Origin of the sequence: Amycolatopsis echigonensis (genome assembly GCF_002846615.1) — a bacterium.
GTDB classification, from domain to species: domain Bacteria; phylum Actinomycetota; class Actinomycetes; order Mycobacteriales; family Pseudonocardiaceae; genus Amycolatopsis; species Amycolatopsis echigonensis.
This window is the reverse complement of record NZ_PJMY01000003.1, coordinates 5208998-5226289: the sequence shown is the minus strand read 5'-3', so window position 1 is coordinate 5226289 and position 17292 is coordinate 5208998. Positions and strand designations below refer to the sequence as shown.

The 17292-nt window shown below is 69.7% G+C and carries 15 protein-coding genes; 10 read left to right on the top strand and 5 right to left on the bottom strand.

The window, feature by feature from the left end; genetic code table 11:
- Positions 1-6: 6 nt before the first annotated feature.
- Entirely contained in the window at positions 7-723 is a 717-nt protein-coding gene (locus ATK30_RS29865) for an SDR family NAD(P)-dependent oxidoreductase (protein WP_101438321.1), read from the bottom strand.
- A gap of 142 nt (positions 724-865) precedes the next feature.
- Here ATK30_RS29865 and ATK30_RS29860 point away from each other — a divergent pair, with 142 nt between their 5' ends.
- From ATK30_RS29860 to ATK30_RS29850, 3 genes are read left to right on the top strand one after another with little or no spacing between them, the layout of a single operon-like run.
- Complete coding sequence (locus tag ATK30_RS29860; protein WP_101438320.1) at positions 866-2737, top strand: primary-amine oxidase; 1872 nt, start codon at positions 866-868, stop codon at positions 2735-2737.
- A gap of 10 nt (positions 2738-2747) precedes the next feature.
- Positions 2748-3536 carry a MoaF C-terminal domain-containing protein gene (locus ATK30_RS29855; protein WP_101438319.1) on the top strand — a complete coding sequence of 263 codons (789 nt, stop codon included), beginning with the start codon at positions 2748-2750 and terminating at the stop codon, positions 3534-3536.
- Positions 3537-3539: 3 nt separating this feature from the next.
- Entirely contained in the window at positions 3540-5150 is a 1611-nt protein-coding gene (locus tag ATK30_RS29850; protein WP_101438318.1) for an amidohydrolase, read from the top strand.
- A gap of 853 nt (positions 5151-6003) precedes the next feature.
- On the opposite strand, the gene ATK30_RS29845 is transcribed toward ATK30_RS29850, so the two are convergent.
- The gene (locus ATK30_RS29845; RefSeq protein WP_101438317.1) at positions 6004-7443 is read right to left on the bottom strand and encodes a GMC family oxidoreductase; all 1440 of its coding nucleotides are present in this window, start codon (positions 7441-7443) and stop codon (positions 6004-6006) included.
- 152 nt (positions 7444-7595) lie between these two features.
- Between ATK30_RS29845 and ATK30_RS29840 the strand changes: the two genes are divergently transcribed.
- Entirely contained in the window at positions 7596-9032 is a 1437-nt protein-coding gene (locus tag ATK30_RS29840) for an aldehyde dehydrogenase family protein (RefSeq protein ID WP_101441143.1), read from the top strand.
- 170 nt (positions 9033-9202) lie between these two features.
- On the opposite strand, the gene ATK30_RS29835 is transcribed toward ATK30_RS29840, so the two are convergent.
- The gene (locus tag ATK30_RS29835; RefSeq protein WP_101438316.1) at positions 9203-10558 is read right to left on the bottom strand and encodes a serine hydrolase domain-containing protein; all 1356 of its coding nucleotides are present in this window, start codon (positions 10556-10558) and stop codon (positions 9203-9205) included.
- A gap of 86 nt (positions 10559-10644) precedes the next feature.
- Complete coding sequence (locus tag ATK30_RS29830) at positions 10645-11832, bottom strand: amidohydrolase (protein WP_101438315.1); 1188 nt, start codon at positions 11830-11832, stop codon at positions 10645-10647.
- 141 nt (positions 11833-11973) lie between these two features.
- Here ATK30_RS29830 and ATK30_RS29825 point away from each other — a divergent pair, with 141 nt between their 5' ends.
- Together ATK30_RS29825 and ATK30_RS29820 are read left to right on the top strand one after the other, a co-directional pair.
- The gene (locus tag ATK30_RS29825) at positions 11974-12843 is read left to right on the top strand and encodes an oxidoreductase (protein WP_101438314.1); all 870 of its coding nucleotides are present in this window, start codon (positions 11974-11976) and stop codon (positions 12841-12843) included.
- Positions 12844-13032: 189 nt separating this feature from the next.
- On the top strand, positions 13033-13584 hold the full coding sequence (locus ATK30_RS29820) for an HAD family acid phosphatase (RefSeq protein WP_208637453.1): 552 nt from the start codon (positions 13033-13035) through the stop codon (positions 13582-13584).
- A gap of 48 nt (positions 13585-13632) precedes the next feature.
- Here the strand turns inward: ATK30_RS29820 and ATK30_RS29815 are convergent, their stop codons facing one another.
- A complete protein-coding gene (locus ATK30_RS29815; RefSeq protein ID WP_101438313.1) occupies positions 13633-14367 on the bottom strand; it encodes an SDR family oxidoreductase in 735 nt (244 codons plus the stop codon).
- A gap of 134 nt (positions 14368-14501) precedes the next feature.
- Between ATK30_RS29815 and ATK30_RS29810 the strand changes: the two genes are divergently transcribed.
- The 4 genes from ATK30_RS29810 (at position 14502) to ATK30_RS29790 (ending at position 17266) form a co-directional block, all read left to right on the top strand.
- A complete protein-coding gene (locus ATK30_RS29810; protein WP_101438312.1) occupies positions 14502-15368 on the top strand; it encodes an RNA polymerase sigma-70 factor in 867 nt (288 codons plus the stop codon).
- A gap of 20 nt (positions 15369-15388) precedes the next feature.
- A complete protein-coding gene (locus ATK30_RS29805) occupies positions 15389-15751 on the top strand; it encodes a DUF5313 family protein (RefSeq protein WP_167442029.1) in 363 nt (120 codons plus the stop codon).
- Between the two features lie 115 nt (positions 15752-15866).
- Positions 15867-16016 (top strand): hypothetical protein, encoded by a 150-nt coding sequence (locus tag ATK30_RS29800; RefSeq protein WP_208637452.1) that lies wholly within the window; start codon positions 15867-15869, stop codon positions 16014-16016.
- Positions 16017-16468: 452 nt separating this feature from the next.
- A complete protein-coding gene (locus ATK30_RS29790) occupies positions 16469-17266 on the top strand; it encodes a sigma-70 family RNA polymerase sigma factor (RefSeq protein ID WP_101438311.1) in 798 nt (265 codons plus the stop codon).
- The last annotated feature ends 26 nt before the right edge of the window (positions 17267-17292 follow it).

The following is a 17292-nucleotide window of genomic DNA, read 5'->3' as shown; positions in this document are numbered from 1 at the left end:
TCCCTTTCAAGCAGGAAACCCAGACCGAGCGGAGACGCCGAAATCGGCGAGCAAGGCCTGTCCGTTCACCGTCCGCGACCGCGCGGAAGCCAGATACAGCACCTGCTGGGCGACGTCGTCGGCCGTTTGCACCGGAAATCCCGGTTCGTCCAGCAGATTCCCCAAATCCCCTCGCGCCATCGGCGTGTCCACCACCGACGGGCACACGCAATTGACCCGTACGCCGCCGAACTCGACCGAAAGGGCGCGTGTCAACGACACCACCGCGCCCTTCGAAGCGCAGTAGGGCACCATTCCCGGCGCGCCCACGAAAGCCGAATCGCTGGCCAGGAAGACGATCGAACTCCCGTCTCCCAGCCAGGGCCGAGCGTGCTTCGCGACCAGGAACTGGCCCAGCACGTTCACCGCTAGGACCGCGGTGAAGTCCTCGGCACCGGTCTCCGCGAGCGGCCGCCCGACCGGCCCTGATATCCCAGCGCAGCCGACTACCGTGTCAATCCCGCCGAACGACTCCGCCACGAGCCGCACCGCCGCGGCGACCTGGCCTTCGTCGGTGATGTCCGCCCGCGCCGCGACGACGTCGCCCGGCAACGAGGGCGGCCGGACCCGGTCGAGGACTCCGACCCGCGCGCCCTCCTCCAGGAACGCCCGCGCGCAGGCCAGCCCGATCCCGGACGCGGCCCCGGTGATCAGCACGGCTTTGCCGGAGAGGTCGAGTCGCATTCCGCAATCCTGCAGCAACGGACCCTCCGGGGGTTGGCAACGAGTGCATCCTTGTTGTCAGCGACCGCACGACCCCCGGCGCCCGGCTACCGCTTCCCCCGGGCCTCCGCCAACACTGCGGCGAGGAGCGCGAAGGGACACCATGAGCAACGCACACCCGCACCCCCTTGACCCGCTGACCGCCGACGAGCTCGCCGCCGGCCGGGCAGTGCTGGAGACACAGGGCCTGATCACCGAGACGACCCGGTTTCCGCAGGTCCTCCCGGTCGAGCCGGACAAGGCCGCCGTACTGGCCGGGGCCCGGACCGACCGCCGGATCCAGTTCACCCTGCTGGACACCGCGACCGGCGAATCGGCCGACGCGGTCGTCTCGATAGCCACCGGGGAACTGGTCAGCCACGAGAAGTGCGGCGAGGGTCAGCCGCCGTATCTCTTCGAGGAGTACGACCTCGCCGAGGCCATCACCAAGGCCTCCCCGGAATGGCAGGCCGCCATGCGGCGCCGCGGTCTCGGCGACCGCATCGAGCACGCGTTCTGCGCCCCGCTTGCCCCCGGCTACTTCGGCCGCGAGGACGAGACCGGCCGGGTGATCCGCTCGCTCACGTTCCTGCGCGAGGACAGCACCGACAGCCCCTGGGCGCATCCGGTCGAGGGGCTGGTCGCGCACCTCGACCTCACTGAACAGCGCGTCCTCCGCGTCGAGGACGAGGGCGACACCCCGGTCCCGGAGGACTCCGGCCGCTACGGCCACCACCCCGCGCGGACCACCCTCAAGCCGATCGAGATCACCCAGCCGGAAGGCCCGAGCTTCCAGGTCGACGGCTCGCTGGTGACGTGGGAGGGCTGGCAGCTGCGCGTCGGCTTCAACGCGCGCGAGGGCCTGACCCTGCACCAGCTGACCTTCCAGGACCGCTCGGTGCTGTATCGCGCCTCCGTGCCTGAGATGGTTGTTCCTTACGGTGATACTTCAATCGGCCGGTTCTGGATCAGCTACTTCGACGCCGGCGAATACCTGCTCGGCAAGAACGGCAACAGCCTGCGCCTGGGCTGCGACTGCCTCGGCGTGATCCACTACTTCGACGCCTTCCTCGCCGACGACCACGGCCGGCCGGTGCGCGTGCCGAACGCGATCTGCATGCACGAGGAGGACTACGGAATCCTCTGGAAGCACACCGATCTCGACGGAAAAGCCGAGGTCCGCCGATCGCGCCGGCTGGTGATCTCGTCGATCTCCACTATCGGCAATTACGACTACGGTTTCTTCTGGTACCTCTACCTCGACGGCACCATCGAATGCGAGGCCAAGGCGACCGGCATCGTCTTCTCCGGCGCGGGCGAGCCCGGGTCGACGCAGCCGCACGCGTCCGAAATCGCGCCCGGCCTGTTCGCACCGGTGCACCAGCACCTGTTCTGCGCCCGGCTCGACTTCGCGGTCGACGGCCAGCGCAACTCGGTGTACGAAGTGGACGCTGTCGGCATTCCGGTCGGCGACGAAAACCCGTATGGCAACGCCTTCACCTGGAAGGCCACGGAACTGCGCACCGAACAGGAAGCGAAACGGCACGCGAACCCGGCGACCGCGCGGGTCTGGGAAGTCCGCAGCACCGAGCACACCAACCGGCTCGGCGCGCCGACCGCCTACCAGCTCGTGCCGCGTCCGTCGGCAACCCTGATGGCGCAACCGGAATCGTCGGTCTACCAGCGCGCGACGTTCGCCACGAACCACCTGTGGGTCACGCCGTACGCGCCCGGCGAACGCTTCCCGGCGGGCGACCGCCCCAACGCGCACCCGGGCGGAGCCGGCCTGCCCGCGTGGACCGCGGCCGATCGTTCGATCAGCGACACCGACGTCGTGCTGTGGCATGTCTTCGGCCCGACACACATCCCGCGTCCGGAGGACTGGCCGGTCATGCCGGTCGACTACTCCGGATTCATGGTGCGCCCCTATGGGTTCTGCGACCGGAACCCGGCACTCGACCTGCCCTCCGCCGCCCACGGCCACTGCGAACACTGAGGAAGGCTCTATGCCCGCGACGAATCTGTCCGACACCTCCACCTGGCTCCCGCTCGACGGTCTCGCTCCCGGCTTCGACGCAAACAAAGCGACCACTGTGGACGATCTCGACGACCAGTCGTTCACTGTGGACTGTGCCGACGGCGGCACGTTCTCGATCAGCTTCGCGCACGGTCGCGCGTCGTGGGACGAGGACGGCACCACCGGCGAGACCGCCGCCGAGACGTTCCTCGTCGACGCCGGACTGTTCTACGTGCAGTTCCACCCCGGCGCGGAAACCGCGTTCAGCCTGCTGCTGGACGTGCGCCAGGGCCGTGCGCTGGTCATCACGAGCACGATCGGCGACGGACTGCCCCGCGTGACGCAACGGTTCCGTCCCGCGGCCATCCAGGGCCGCGAAGCACATGGCGAGGAGATCGCGCCCAGCACGGCGCTGATCGGCCGCCGCGTGCAGTGGGTCTACAGCGAAGAGCACGCGTACGAGCACGTTTACCTCACCCCGCACTGGTACACCTGGCAATGCCTCTCCGGTCCGGAGCGCGGGCTCGCCGACACCGACGAGAACTCCGTCTACCAAATCCGGCCCGGAATCTATGTGTTCGCTTGGCGGGAGAAGGTCATCCCGTGCGCGTCGGTGACCGTGGCCGACCACCGGAACGTGCGCGAACTGCGGTCGCACGGCTCGCTGTTCGGACTGGGCGAGGACGGCACGACGCCGACACACTTCACCTTCGGCGCGTACGGCCGGCTGCTCAGCAACACCGTTTATTCGCCGGACTACGACCCCGCTGGACAGTGACCCGTGGCACCTGAACTGCTTCTCACCAATGCCACTGTGTACACAGTGGACGAAGATCGGCCGTGGGCGGCCTCGCTCGCGGTCGAGAACGGCCGGGTGACGACCGCCGAGGCCGGTCCGGACACCGAAGTTCTCGACCTCGGCGGCGCGTTCGTGCTGCCGGGTTTCGTGGACGTGCACAGCCACCACGCACTTGCCGGGCGGGAATTGTTCGATCTGCGGCTGGAAAGCGGCGCGGGTCTCGACGAAATCCTCGCCGCGGTAAGGGAATGGTCGGCAGGGCTCGGTCCGGACGAATGGGTGGTGGGCGGGGCTTGGCCGTCCACTTTGGCCCCTGAACTCGGCCACGATTCGGTGCGCCGGGCGCTGGACGAGGCGGCAGGCGGCCGTCCGGTGGTGCTGATCGAGGACAGCAGGCACAACCGGTGGGCGAGCAGCCGGGCGCTGGAACTGGCCGGGATCACCGAGTCCACTTCGGACCCGGTCGGCGGGACGATCCACCGCGACCCGGACAGCGGCGCGCCGACCGGCTTGCTCATCGAGGCCGCGGGCTTGGCGGTGGAGCGGGCGATGCGGGACACCCGCACGCTCACCGCCGAGCAGCACGCCGAAGCTTCGCGGCGGGCGATCAAAATTCTGCACTCGTACGGCATTACGGCGTTCCAGGACGCCGCCGCCACGCTGGACATCCTCGCCGCCCTGAAGACGCTGGACGACGCGGGCGAACTGGCCGCGTGGGTCGTGTCGTCGATGCTGGTGAACGACCCGATTTTCGGGGCGGACCCGATCGGCAAACCGCTGCTCGACCGCGCGGCGGAGTATCGCAGCGAGCACCACCGCCCGGACTTCGTGAAGATCTTCCTCGACGGCACCCCGCCCGCGCACACCGCGGCGTTCCTCGAGCCGTATCTGGACCACGAGTGCTTCTGCGGGGACACCACGATGCCGCCGGAGGAACTCGCGGCCTGGCTGGACGTCGCGGTCTCGGCCGGGCTTTCGGCGAAGATCCACTGCGCGGGCGACGCGGCCGTCCGGGCCACTTTGGACGCTGCCAGCGCCCTACGCGCACGCGGTGACCACACGACGAAAATCCAAGTGGCACACGGTCAGTTCATCCACCCGGATGACCTGGAAAGGTTCGCGGCACTCGACGTGTCGGCGGACATCTCGCCCTTCCTGTGGGTGCCCGGCGTGATCCCGGAAGCGATCGCCCAGGTGATTCCCCCCGAACGCGCGTCGCGGATGCAGCCGAACCGGACGCTGCTGGACACCGGCGCGCTCGTCGCCGGGGGTTCGGACTGGCCGGTGAGCGAATCCCCGAACGCCTGGGAAGGCATCGAGGGCCTGATCACCCGGCAGGACCCGCACGGCAAGCACCGCGGGAGCCTGTGGCCGGAACAGGCGATCACGCTGGCCGAGGCGATCCGGGTGTTCACGCTGAACTCCGCCCGGGCCTGCGGACTGGACGACGTGACGGGGTCGCTGACGCCGGGCAAATCGGCGGATTTCGTGGTGCTGGACCAAGATCCGTTCCAGACCGCGGCGAACGAGCTGGCCGGGATCAAGGTGCGAGAGACGTGGTTCGGCGGCAAGCGGGTGTTCGCGCGGGATTGAGGGCTCGTGCGTGGTGATGCCGGTTCTCAGCGGACTCGTGCATGGCAATCCCGATTCTCAGAGGACTCGTGCATGGCAATCCCGATTCTCAGAGGACTCGTGCATGGCAATCCCGATTCTCAGCGGACTCGTGCATGGCAATCCCGATTCTCAGAGGACTCGTGCATGGCAATCCCGATTCTCAGAGGACTCGTGCGTGGAAATTCCGGTTCTCAGCGGGATAACCACGCACGACCCCTGCGGCGCGTGCGGGACTTTCCCCAAGTCGCGCTTGCTGTGGACAAGCCGGCTGAAGGGGCCGGGATTGTCGGTGGGGGCGGATAGACTGGGCAAGGGCCGTCCCCCAGAGGAGGGCGGGGGTTTGGCGCCGCCGGGGGTTTGCGCCGCCGCGGGTCGGTGTCTCCGGGGGTTTGCGGCGCCGGGGATTTGCTCCGCGGCGGCATTGGACCGCCCGGGGCATCACGCCACGCAGGAAAAGGGGTCGTCCGGGGCAGTGCGCCGCTCGAGGGGCACTCCGCCCCCAGGACATTGCGCCTCCCAGGACATTGGGCCGCCCGGGGCATCGCGGCACTCTCGGGGCGAGATTCCGACCCCCGGGACATTGCGCCGCCCGCGCGGCTTGCGCCACCCAGGCATCGCGCCGCCCGGGCGCATTGCGCCACCCAGGCATCGCGCCACCCTGGCTTGCGCAAGGATCACGAATCCGCGATGGCGCAGCCCGCCGTGGCACCGCGGCGGCTAAGCGGCCCGGCGACGACACCCCTCCAGAACCGCGCCCCACAACAACCCTCCCTCGGCGTGACCTCGTGCGTGGCAACCGCACACAAAACCGCGAGCGCCACGCACGACGCCACTACGCCAGCAGGAACTCCGCCGCTCGCTCCCCCATCAGCACCGCGGGCGCGTTCGTGTTCCCGCTGATCACCCGCGGCAGCACCGAAGCGTCCGCGACCCGCAGACCGGACACCCCGCGCACCGCCAGCGTCGGATCCGTCACTGCCAGCTCGTCCGTTCCCATCCGGCACGTGCCCACCTGGTGGTGATAGGTGATCGCGGTGCGCCGGACGTACTCCCGGACCTCCGCCGGTCCCGGGTACAGCTCCCGCGCACCCCACTCGTCGGCCAAGGCCGGGGCGCGGCCGATCGACCGGCACTGCTCCACCGACGCGACCAGGCTTTCGAAGTCCGCCGGATGCGCGAGCGCGGCCAGATCGATCAGCGGCATCTCGTTCGGATCCGCGCTGCGCAACCGCAGCGTTCCCCGGCTCTGCGGCGTGATCATGCCCGCCATCAGCGAGAACCCGGTCGGCGGCCCGGTCATCCACGGCTCGTACATCGGCACGCTGAAGTGGATCGGCTGGGTGTCCGGCACCGCCAAGCCTGGACGGCTGCGCCAGAACAGATGTGTTTGCGTGACCGAATGCCCGGTCTGCGGTGGCGCGACCTCGCGCCGGTCGGTGGCGAACACGACCGGTGACAGCAGGTGGTCATGGAGGTTCTCGCCGACGCCCGGCAGGTCCGCGACGACGTCCAGGCCCAGCGCGGTGACGTCGTCGGCCGGGCCGATCCCGCTGCGCAGCAGGATTGCCGGGGCCGCCAGCGCACCGGCGGCGAGCACGACTTGATCGGCGAACAGTGGCTGAAGCTCACCGTCGATCTCCGCTAGGACCCCGACGCAGCGGTCACCCTCGAACAGCACGCGATGCACCAGCGCGCCAGTGTGCACGGTCATCTGATCGGCGACCGGTTCGGCGTAGCAGAGCCAGGTGTTGCGTCGCCGTCCGCCGGCCATGGTGACTTGCTGCACGGAGATGCCGTCGAGGGTGCCGCTGTTGTAATTGTCGTTGAACGGCAGGCCGATTTCCTGCGCCGCGTCCACAATGGACTGCTGGATCGGCTGCAGCGGATCGTGCCGCTCCAGGTCGAGCAGGTCGCGCTCGATCCGCTCGTACACCGGGCGCACGTCGTTCCAGGTCCAGCCAGGCAGGTCCCAGCCGTCGTAGTCCGCCGCCGCGCCGCGGACCCAGATCATCGCGTTCAGCGAATGCGAGCCGCCGAGCACCTTTCCGCGTGGCAGATGCAGCCTGCGGTTTCCGGCGTGCGGCTGCGGCACCGTGTAATAGTCCCAGTCCTCGGCGGCGTGCCACAGTTCCGCCGCGCGCGACGGGTCGTGGATCGCCGCGTTCGTGTCCGGTCCGCCCGCTTCCAGCAGTGTCACCTTCGCGCCCGCGTCGACCAGCCGCCGGCACACCACCGAGCCCGCCGAACCCGCGCCTACCACGATCACGTCCATGTCCTATCCTGACCGGTCCCCCGGCAGCGACCGGAATTGTCTTCACTGGCCGACAACGGGCGTGCCCTCGCGGACAAGACCGCCCGCCCGCCGCGCGCCGATACTCGGAACCGACCAGAAGCTTGGGACTAGGGAGCGCCATGCCGACGACACTGCCGACACGCCTGTTCATCGACGGTCAGTGGACCGAGGCCGGCGGGGAGCCCATCCCGACCCGCGATCCGGCCACCGGCACGGTTCTCGAAGACGTCGGGACAGCAACGCAGGCGGACGTCGACGCCGCGGTCGCCGCCGCGCGCCGCGCGCTGACCTCGCCGGAGTGGGCCGGGCTCGCGCCGGTGCAGCGGGCGAAACTGCTGTTCCGCCTCGCCGATCTCGTCGACGAACATCACGAGGAACTCGCCGCGCTGGAAACCCGCGACCAGGGCCAGCCGATCGGCATCTCCCGGCAGGTGAGCGTCACCGGCGCGGCCGAGCACCTGCGGTATTTCGCTGGCTGGGTCACGAAAATCCAGGGCACCACGAACCCGGTTTCGTTCCCGGACACCCTGCACTACACGCGCCGCGAGCCGGTGGGCGTGAACGCGCTGATCACGCCGTGGAACTTCCCGCTGATGATCCTCGTGTGGAAACTCGCGCCCGCGCTCGCCACCGGCAACACCGTCGTGATCAAGCCGAGCGAGGTCACGCCGCTGACCAGCATCCGGCTGGTACAGCTGGCCGAGCAGGCTGGTATCCCAGCAGGCGTGGTCAACCTGGTGACCGGCGACGGTCCGGTGGGCGCGATGCTGAGCTCGCACCACGACGTCGACCACGTGTCGTACACCGGCTCCACCGCGGTCGGGAAGCTGATCACCGCGGCGAGCGCGGAGTCCAACCTCAAGCGGCTGACCCTCGAACTCGGCGGCAAGGCCCCGAGCATCATCGCCGCCGACGCCGATCTGGACGCCGCCGTCGCGGGCAACCTCGCCGGCGCGACGCTGAACACCGGTCAGGTCTGCGCGGCGTATACGCGGTTCTACGTCGACCGCAAACGCGAGCAGGAGTTCGTGGAGAAAATGGCCGCCGGACTCGCCGGGCTCCAGGTCGGCCCCGGCCTGGACGAGACGACCCAGGTCGGGCCGCTCGTGTCGGACAAGCATCGCAACCACGTGGCGAACCTCGTCGCGACCGGTCGCTCCGAAGGCGCGGACCTGATCACCGGGGGCTCGGAAGTCGACCGCGACGGCTATTTCTACGAGCCGACGCTGTTCGCGAGCGTCACGGACACCATGACGATCATGCGCGAGGAGATCTTCGGCCCGGTGCTGGCGGTGACTCCGTACGACGACCCAGACGAGCTGGTCGCGCGTGCGAACGACACGCAGTACGGCCTCGCCGCGACCGTGTGGACTCGCGACATCCGTACCGCGCAACGTTATGCGGACGGGATCCGCGCGGGTGCGGTGTTCGTGAACATGCCGCCGATTCCGGACATGGCCGCTCCGTGGGGCGGGTACAAGGCGTCGGGCTGGGGCCGCGAGATGGGACCGTGGGCGCTGGACGCGTACACCGAGACGAAAGCTGTTTGGCTGCACTACGGTTACTGAACGCGTGCCAGGCTCGGCAGTCCGGTGTGGACTGCCGAGCCTCGGTCAGCGGGCCAACCTGCACCTCGGCTCGACGTTGACGATCCGTCGGTCCACGGGTCAGCCCGCTCGGAGCAGCGCCAGGTCGCCGCGCCCGCCCGGACCGTGCGGTTCGGGACAAAGCCGTCCGGTCACCCGGCGCGACGGGTCGCCCTCCCCGAATGGACGTATCGTGCGCGGCCGGTGCCGTCGTCGCCGAGGAAGACCAGGGGCAGGTGGATTCCGCCCTGAGCCTCGCGAAGGATCAGCGTGTCACCTTCGAGAAGGACCAGTTCGGACTTGCTGGCGGAGCTCAGCTCCGCGGCCGTCCCTTTAGGACGTTGCTCCAGCCAGACCCGCCCGTCGTCGTCTTGGGAGACCACGAGATCGGCGACCGCGCTGGCGTAAGTGCCGAGATAACGGTCCGCGGCGAACGGCTCCGGCTCTTCCGGCGGACGAGGCGGAAGCGACACCTCGACGCCGCCGAATTCCTTGAGCAGCGCGGGAATGAGGTCGGCGTACAGGCCCATCGCGTCACCGCCGTTGGTCAGCAATGCCACCACGAGGTCGCTTTCGGGCACCAGCCGCAGAAACGCGGCCTGGCCGATGGTGTTGCCGTCGTGGCCGTAGACCTGGCCGGCCGGAGTGTCGAACAGCTCCCAGCCGAGGCCCCAGGCGTCCCCCATGATGCCGAGCGGCGGGAGGCTGACCTGCCGCTCCACCATGGCCGCGGCGCTTTCCGCGCTCAGCACTCCGGCCCCGCCCGCGAGGTGCATGCGGGCGAAGGCGACCAAATCCGCCGCGGACATCGCGAGCGACGACCCGGCCGGACCGTTGGACCGCAGCATCGACCAGAACGGCGCGGGCACGAGGTCGGCACCGGGTTCGGGTTCGAGGTGCCCGAGCGCGGCGCGGAAGCGGATCGCGTCGAGGGCGTTCGGCGAGAACTGCTGGAGTTTCAGCGGGGTGCCGAGGTATTCGCGGAGGCAGTCCTCGTAATGCTTGCCGCGCAACACTTCCACCAGCCGGCCGAGAACGACGTACCCAGCATTGTTGTAGGAGAACAACTCGCCGGGAGGGAAAAGCTGGGCAACGCCGTCGAGCGTCGCGACGAACTTCTCGACCGCGTCGTCGCCGGGCCCGGTGTCGGTGAAGAGGTCGCCCTCGAACCCGGCGGTGTGGCTGAGCAACTGGCGCACGGTGACGGCCGCGTCGCCCAGTTTGAGCTCGGGGAGGTACCGCTGGACAGGGGCGTCGAGATCGACCAGGCCCTCGTCCACGAGCTGCAGGACGAGGGTGGCGGTCCACACCTTGGTGATCGAGCCGATTTGGAATACCGAATCGGTGGTGGCGGTGACCCCAGTGCCGAGATTCAGCACCCCGGCGGCCGCGGTGGCCGTCTCCTCGCCGACCGCCACCGCGAGCACGGCGGCGGGGACCCGGTGGTGTTCCAGCAGCGCGGGAAGTTCCTGCTCCAGCCGCCTGCGGAGAGCGTCGAGCTTGTCCATCCCGGCAAGATATCGCCGTGCGGAGGCGAAAAGTTCGTCTCTGGGCACGGAAAAACCCGCGGCGGTCTGGAGCGCCGGACGAACCGTCAGACGAGCACCTTCCCGTCCCGCGCCACCACCCGGCCGCCCGCGATCACCAACGCACGCACCGGCGCCCGCAGCAACGCGTCCGGCACATTCTCCGCCGCCACCAACACCACATCCGCCCGGCAACCCGGCACCAGATCATGCCGAACCCGACCCACGAACGACCCCGCCCGCCGCGTCGCCAGCTCCACCGCCGCCGTCAGCTCCTCGTCCGTCCGCAGTCCGTGCAGGCGGGCGAAATCGAACGCGATCCGCAGAATGTCGCCGTCGCCATACGGGGACCACAGGTCGCGGATCCCGTCGGTGCCGAGGCCGACCGGGACCTCGCGCGCGGACAACTCGGTCCACGGCAGCGGGGCCTTCCGCACGGGTGCCACGGTCGCCAGCGAGATGCCCGCTTCGGCGATCCGGTCGAGCAGCGCCGCCTGTCGCGCTGGGGGAACCTCGCCCAGCGCGAAGCCGTGCGACACGGTGACCTTGCCCTGCAGCCCGGCCCGCACGGTCCGGTCGGCGATCAGCTCGTACTGGAACGCGCCCAGCTCACCGCCGTCGTGCAGGTGGATATCGAGGCCGACGCCGCGTCGCTCGGCGATCTCGAACAGCCGGTCGAGCTGGCCGACCGGGTCGCGGTCGATGCCCGCTGGGTCGAGGCCGCCGATCCGGCTCGCGCCCGCCGCCGCGGCCTCGTCGAGCAGCGCGAGCACCCCGGGCCGCCGCAGCACCCCGTCCTGCGGGAAGGCCACGATCTCGACCTCCACCGCGCCGCCCAGCCGTTCCGCGGCCTGCCGCACGATTTCGATGCCGCGCAGCCCCAGGCCAAGGTCGACGTCCACGTGGCTGCGCGCCGCGGTGGTGCCGTGCCGCAGGAATTCGCGCAGCACCGTCTCGGCGAGCTCGACGCTCGGGATCCCCAGCGCCTCCCGCTCCGCCCGCTCGTGCGCGATCCGGCCCTCGGTGCTCGCGACGCCGCCGTAGGAGACCCACGGCTTGCCCCACCAGCTCTTGTCGACGTGCGCGTGCGCGTTGACGAACCCGGGCAGGGCGAGCAGCCCCGCGCCGTCGATCCGCTCGCCCTCGACCGGAGCGGAACCCGCGGGCCGGACGTCGGAGATGCGGTCGCCGTCAAGGACGAGGTCGGCCGGGTCGCCGCCCCAGGGGCGCACGCCGGTCACAGTGAGAGAAGCCATGTCAATGGTATACCAAACCGCCCTGCCAGCCTGGCCCTGACACTCCCAGGACCGAGGGGTACTGGCCGCGCCGCGCCGCCGGCAGCACCATGGACAGCAGCCGCGACGGAACCGGCGCGGTGAGAAAAGAAGGGCGGAACATTGACCGACAACCTCCCCGGCGGGACGTTCACGTTGGGCGGGCGCACCGTCGCCCGCCTGGGATACGGCGCGATGCAGCTGGCCGGACCCGGCGTCTTCGGACCGCCGAAGGACCGTGACGAGGCGATCGCGGTCCTGCGCACGGCCGTCGAACTGGGCGTGAACCACATCGACACCGCTGACTTCTACGGGCCGTACGTGACGAACGAACTGCTCCGCGAAGCGCTCGCGCCCTACGACGGGCTGCAGATCGTCACCAAGGTCGGCGCGGTGCGCGACGACCAGGGCGGCTGGATCCACGAGCGTTCGCCGGAGCAGCTGCGCGAACAGGTGGAGTCGAACCTGCGGAACCTCGGCGTCGAGGCGCTCGACGTGGTGAACCTGCGCGTCGGCGGCGGACCGGACGGGCACTCGCCGGTGCCGGGTTCGCTGGCCGAACCGTTCGGCGCGCTCGCCGAAATGCGCCAGGAAGGCAAGATCAAGGAACTCGGCGTGAGCGTGGTCGACGCCGAGCAGGTGGCCGAGGCGCAGTCGATCGCGCCGGTGGTCACCGTGCAGAACTGGTACAACGTCGCGCACCGCGGGGACGAGAAGCTCATCGAATCCCTTGCCGCGCAGGGCATTTCCTACGTCCCGTTCTGGCCGCTCGGCGGGTTCAGCCCGCTGCAGTCGTCCACCCTCGACGAGGTCGCCGCCCGGCTCGGCGTCAGCCCGAAGGCGGTCGCGCTGGCCTGGCTGCTGCATCAGTCGCCGAACATCCTGCTGATTCCCGGCACGTCGTCGGTCGCGCACCTGCGGGAGAACGTGGCTGCGGGCGACCTGGAACTGCCCGCGGACGCGCTGGCCGAATTGGACGCTATCGCCGGATAACCACGGATCGGGGTGCTGGTTGTCGGCAGCCAGCACCCCGGAAAACCCGGCGATAGTGTCCGGTGAACGGTCAGCGAATTCCTTTCCCGGTACGAGCGATCACCCGACGAACGACGGTGCACCAGAAGTCCTGGCGCGATTAGCGTGACCGACGGCAGTTTCCGCCACGCTAAGGAGAAAAACGCGCCGATGAACGTCAAAAGCGCCTGTGCCGCGATTCTCGCCGTCGCCGGGCTGATCGCCGCCCCGGCCACCGCCTCGGCCGCGACGTCCGAGTTGCCCAGCTACGATCAATGGCAGGCCGACGTGCGCGCAGCCGTCGACCCGGCCATCCCGTGGCTGACCGACCGGGTCGCGAAGGGCGGATCGAGGCTGGCGATCGTGCTGGACATCGACAACACCTCGCTCGAAACCGAATACCACCCCGGCGCGCCGAACCGGCCGGTGCTCGCGGTCGCCCAATGGGCGGGCCAGCACCAGATGTCCGTCCTGTTCGTGACGGCGCGGACCAGTTCCTCCTCAGCGCGCACGCAGCTGAGCAACGCGGGTTACCCGATCGACGCGATCTGCACCCGCAAGTCCGGCGAAGGCACCGCGCAAGGCAAACAACGCTGCCGCGCCGACCTGACCCGGCAGGGCTACACGATCACGGCGAATATCGGCAACCGGTCCACCGACCTCGAGGGCGGGGACTACGAAAAGGGCTTCAAACTGCCGGACTACGACGGCCAGCTCTCGTGACTCGTGCGCGGCGGTTCCGGGTCCCACCCGCATCGCCGCGCACGAGCGTCACCGGCTCAGCCACTCCGCCAGCCCGACCTTTCCCCGCCACGCGTCTTCCGCCGGCACCAGGCTGTCCTTGCCCAGCACCGCCCCGAAGTACGTCGCCTCCGGGTCGGTCACCACCTCGCGCGGATCCTTCCGCGCGGTCAGCACCCGCCGGATCCACTCGTCCATCGGCAGCACGTCCGGACCGCCGATCTCGACGATCCCGCCGACCGGCGGTTCGCCCGCGGCCTGCGCTACCACCACCGCGACGTCCTCCGCCGCGATCGGCTGCGTGCCGCCGTCGGAAAGCCGCACCACGCCGTCGACCGTCGAGGAGTCCGCGATCGCGTCGGCGAATTCGAAGAACTGCGTCGCGCGCACGATCGTATAAGCCAGCCCGCTTTCCCGAATCAGTTTCTCCTGCGCGACCTTTGCCCGCAGGTAACCCGAATCCGGCAGCTCGTCCGCGCCCACGACGGACAGCGCGACGAAATGCCCGACTCCGGCTTCGCGCGCGATCCGCACCAGATTCCCGGTCGAGCGCTGGAAGAATTCCCGGACGTCGTCGTCCGCGAACGACGGCGAATTCGACACGTCCACCAGCACGTCGGCCCCCCGCAGCACGCCGGACAGCCCTTCGCCGGTCACCGCGTTCACGCCGGTGCTCGGCGAGGCCGCCACGACCTCGTGTCCCGCGAGCAACCGGACGACCTGCGCACCGATCCGCCCGGTGCCGCCGATGACGACGATCTTCATGCTCGTTCCCTCCGTTCCCGCCGCGGCGGCCGCCGCGAGCGTCGCCAGTCAGGACCGGACAGCGCGCCGGTTTGTGACACCCCGGCCCGCTAAGCTCGCGATACCCGCCGGAGGAGGAAGGAATCCGCCCGCTGATGGAGGAAATGGCCGAGGCCGCCTCGGTGTTCGCGCAGGTCCGGCCACGGTTGTTCGGGATCGCGTACCGGATGCTCGGCAGCGTCGCCGACGCCGAAGACCTCCTGCAGGACGTCTGGCTGCGCTGGCAGACCTGCGACCGTTCGGCCGTCCGCAACCCCGGCGCGTTCCTCGCGACCACCACGACGCGGCTGGCCATCACCGCGAGCCAGACCGCGCGCGTCCGGCACGAAACCTACGTCGGCCCCTGGCTGCCCGAACCCGTCGACACCTCCGCCGACCCGCAACTCGGCGCCGAGCGAGCCGCCGCCCTCGAGGTGGCCGTGCTGTTCCTGCTGGAAAAACTGCCGGCGACGGAACGGGCGGCGTACGTGCTGCGCGAGGCGTTCGACTATCCGTACCAGCAGATCGCCGACATCGTGCAGACCACCGAGGTGAACGCGCGCCAGCTGGTCAGCCGTGCGCGCAAGCACCTCGCCGCGGAACGCCGGACGCCCGTCGAACCGGCGGAACAGCGGCGGCTGCTCACCGCGTTCGTGGACGCCGCGCGCTCCGGCGACCTGGCGACGCTGGAGAAACTGCTCGCCGAGGACGTCGTCAGCTACTCCGACGGCGGCGGCGCGGTCCGCGCGACGCGGATTCCGGTGGTCGGCGCGGTCACGGTGGCGAAGTACCTCCGCGCGTTCGCCGACCGGTTCTGGACCGATGCCGAGGTGCGCTGGAGCGACGTCAACGGCCAGCCCGCGGCGGTGGTCAGCCACGGCGGAACGGTGACCGCGGTGCTGACCGTCTCGGCGTCGGCCGAGGGCATCCACCGCGTGTTCTGGCAGATGAACCCGGCCAAGCTCGAGGCGTACGCGGCCTGAACGCGGGGTACCCGACGGGGATGAAGCGACCCGGCCCGGTGCGCTGGCTGCACTACGTGTACGGCGGAGTACTCCCCGAGGAGTACCGGGAGTGGGTGCTGTACGACGCGACCGCGAAAACCTGGGTGCTGCGCTTCGCGTTCCGGATCTTCATCGAGGCGCTGCCCTGGCTGGTCGCGGGCTACGTCGTTCTCACCCTGGTCACGCCGATGCCCGCCGGGATGATCATCGCCGCGCTGCTGATCAGCCTGCTGCTGAGCCTGTTCCTCACCGTCACCAGCGCCGACGAACTCGCCGAGGTCCGGCTCGCCAAACACGGTTTCCCGCCCGGTGCCGGGAAAGAAGTCCGCAAACGCCGCGGCGGCGCGTCGACCTGGCCCTGAGCAGGACGCCGAACGTGTAGCCGCCGGGTTACGCTTCCGTCATGGATCTGGTCGCGAGCGCGATCGCCGACCTGCGGTGTCGCGGCATTTGTGGGTGTTGCGGGAAAGCGGGCTGGTGCGCGACGAAGTCATAGGCAGGCAACGGTATTACGCGCTCGACCCGCAAGGCTTCGCCGAACTCACCGCCTGGCTCACCCAGCTTCTCGCCCCGCCGGCCTGGCAGCAGCGGCTCGACGCGCTCGAGACCGAGGTCCACACCGCATGAAGCCCGTGCCCACCGCGAGCGCGCACCGTCTCGCTGACCACATCGACCTGGTCCTGCCGCGCAGCTTCCGCGCTCCGATCGACGACGGGTGGGCCGCGATCACCGAACCCGAACGCACCACGCGCTGGTTCGGCCCCTGGGAGGGCGACGAGACACCCGGTCGGACGATCCGAGTCCAGATGCCGATACCACCCCTCGATGACGCCCTATTTCACCGAATTGGCCGGAAAGTTCTCCTGACCGGCCGTCAATAGTCCACTTCGGACAGTCGGCGGCCGGACGCAATATCCTTGAGCAGCCAAGACTTCCCCGTTCGGCTGATCGAGACAGCCAGCGCGGACTCGCGTGACCGACTGTCCGATCCTCGGCGGCATATGGAGTACACTGCTGTACCAGTTACTTTCAGTAGTCCCGCGTGACGAGGTGTGGGCCGGTCCGGTGGGAGGTGCACGGTGGACGCGACACTGGGCAGCACGCTGGTCGCCGAGGCGGACGAGGACGAGCGCACCGACGCCGAGCTCCTCGCCGCGGTACGCGCCGGAGATTGCCAGGCCGGCGGGGAATTGTTCCGGCGGCACGTCGCGCTGATGCGCCGCGTCGCCGCAGGTTTGGTGCGCCAGCAAGCCGAACGCGACGACCTGGTCGCCGAAGCCTTCGCGCGCGTGCTCAGCACCGTCGCGGCCGGCGGCGGCCCGGAGTCCAACGCGCCGGCGTATCTCGTGGCCACAATGCGAAATCTCTTCGCACGCTGGAGCCGCCACGAAAACCGGATCGATCTCTATGCGACAGTGCCGGAACCCGTGACTCTCGACGGCGGGGCTGACGAACTCGCTGTCATGCGCTCAGAAGACCGGCTCGTGTGGTCGGCCTACCGGACCCTGCCCGGACGCTGGCGCACAGTGTTGTGGCGCATGTCCGCCGAAGGCAACACGCCGGCGGAACTCGCGCCGCTGCTCGGCGTTTCCCCGAACGGCGTCGCGGTGCTCGCCCGCCGCGCCCGCGAAGGACTCCGGCAGGCGTACCTGCAAGTCCAGGTGCCGGACGCGAAACTGCCGCAGTGCCAAGAAGTCCGCCGCCGGATGGGTGCGTGGCTGCGCGGCACCCTGCCTGCCCGTCGGGCCGGAGTTCTCGCCGGACACCTCGCCGCGTGCGAACCGTGCCACGCGGTCGCCGCCGAACTGGCCGAGGTCAACCGCGAACTGCCCCGGATGACCGGCTGCTGCGACCCGGCGATCCCGAAGCCCCGCTAGCCAGATCCGCGGTCCCGCGCCCAGAC

Bases quoted from the DNA above. Each gene is read 5' to 3' on its own strand.
- ATK30_RS29865 (WP_101438321.1), bottom strand. From the start codon at position 723: ATGCGACTCGACCTCTCCGGCAAAGCCGTGCTGATCACCGGGGCCGCG.
- ATK30_RS29860 (WP_101438320.1), top strand. From the start codon at position 866: ATGAGCAACGCACACCCGCACCCCCTTGACCCGCTGACCGCCGACGAG.
- ATK30_RS29855 (WP_101438319.1), top strand. From the start codon at position 2,748: ATGCCCGCGACGAATCTGTCCGACACCTCCACCTGGCTCCCGCTCGAC.
- ATK30_RS29845 (WP_101438317.1), bottom strand. From the start codon at position 7,443: ATGGACGTGATCGTGGTAGGCGCGGGTTCGGCGGGCTCGGTGGTGTGC.
- ATK30_RS29835 (WP_101438316.1), bottom strand. From the start codon at position 10,558: ATGGACAAGCTCGACGCTCTCCGCAGGCGGCTGGAGCAGGAACTTCCC.
- ATK30_RS29830 (WP_101438315.1), bottom strand. From the start codon at position 11,832: ATGGCTTCTCTCACTGTGACCGGCGTGCGCCCCTGGGGCGGCGACCCG.
- ATK30_RS29820 (WP_208637453.1), top strand. From the start codon at position 13,033: ATGAACGTCAAAAGCGCCTGTGCCGCGATTCTCGCCGTCGCCGGGCTG.
- ATK30_RS29815 (WP_101438313.1), bottom strand. From the start codon at position 14,367: ATGAAGATCGTCGTCATCGGCGGCACCGGGCGGATCGGTGCGCAGGTC.
- ATK30_RS29810 (WP_101438312.1), top strand. From the start codon at position 14,502: ATGGAGGAAATGGCCGAGGCCGCCTCGGTGTTCGCGCAGGTCCGGCCA.
- ATK30_RS29805 (WP_167442029.1), top strand. From the start codon at position 15,389: ATGAAGCGACCCGGCCCGGTGCGCTGGCTGCACTACGTGTACGGCGGA.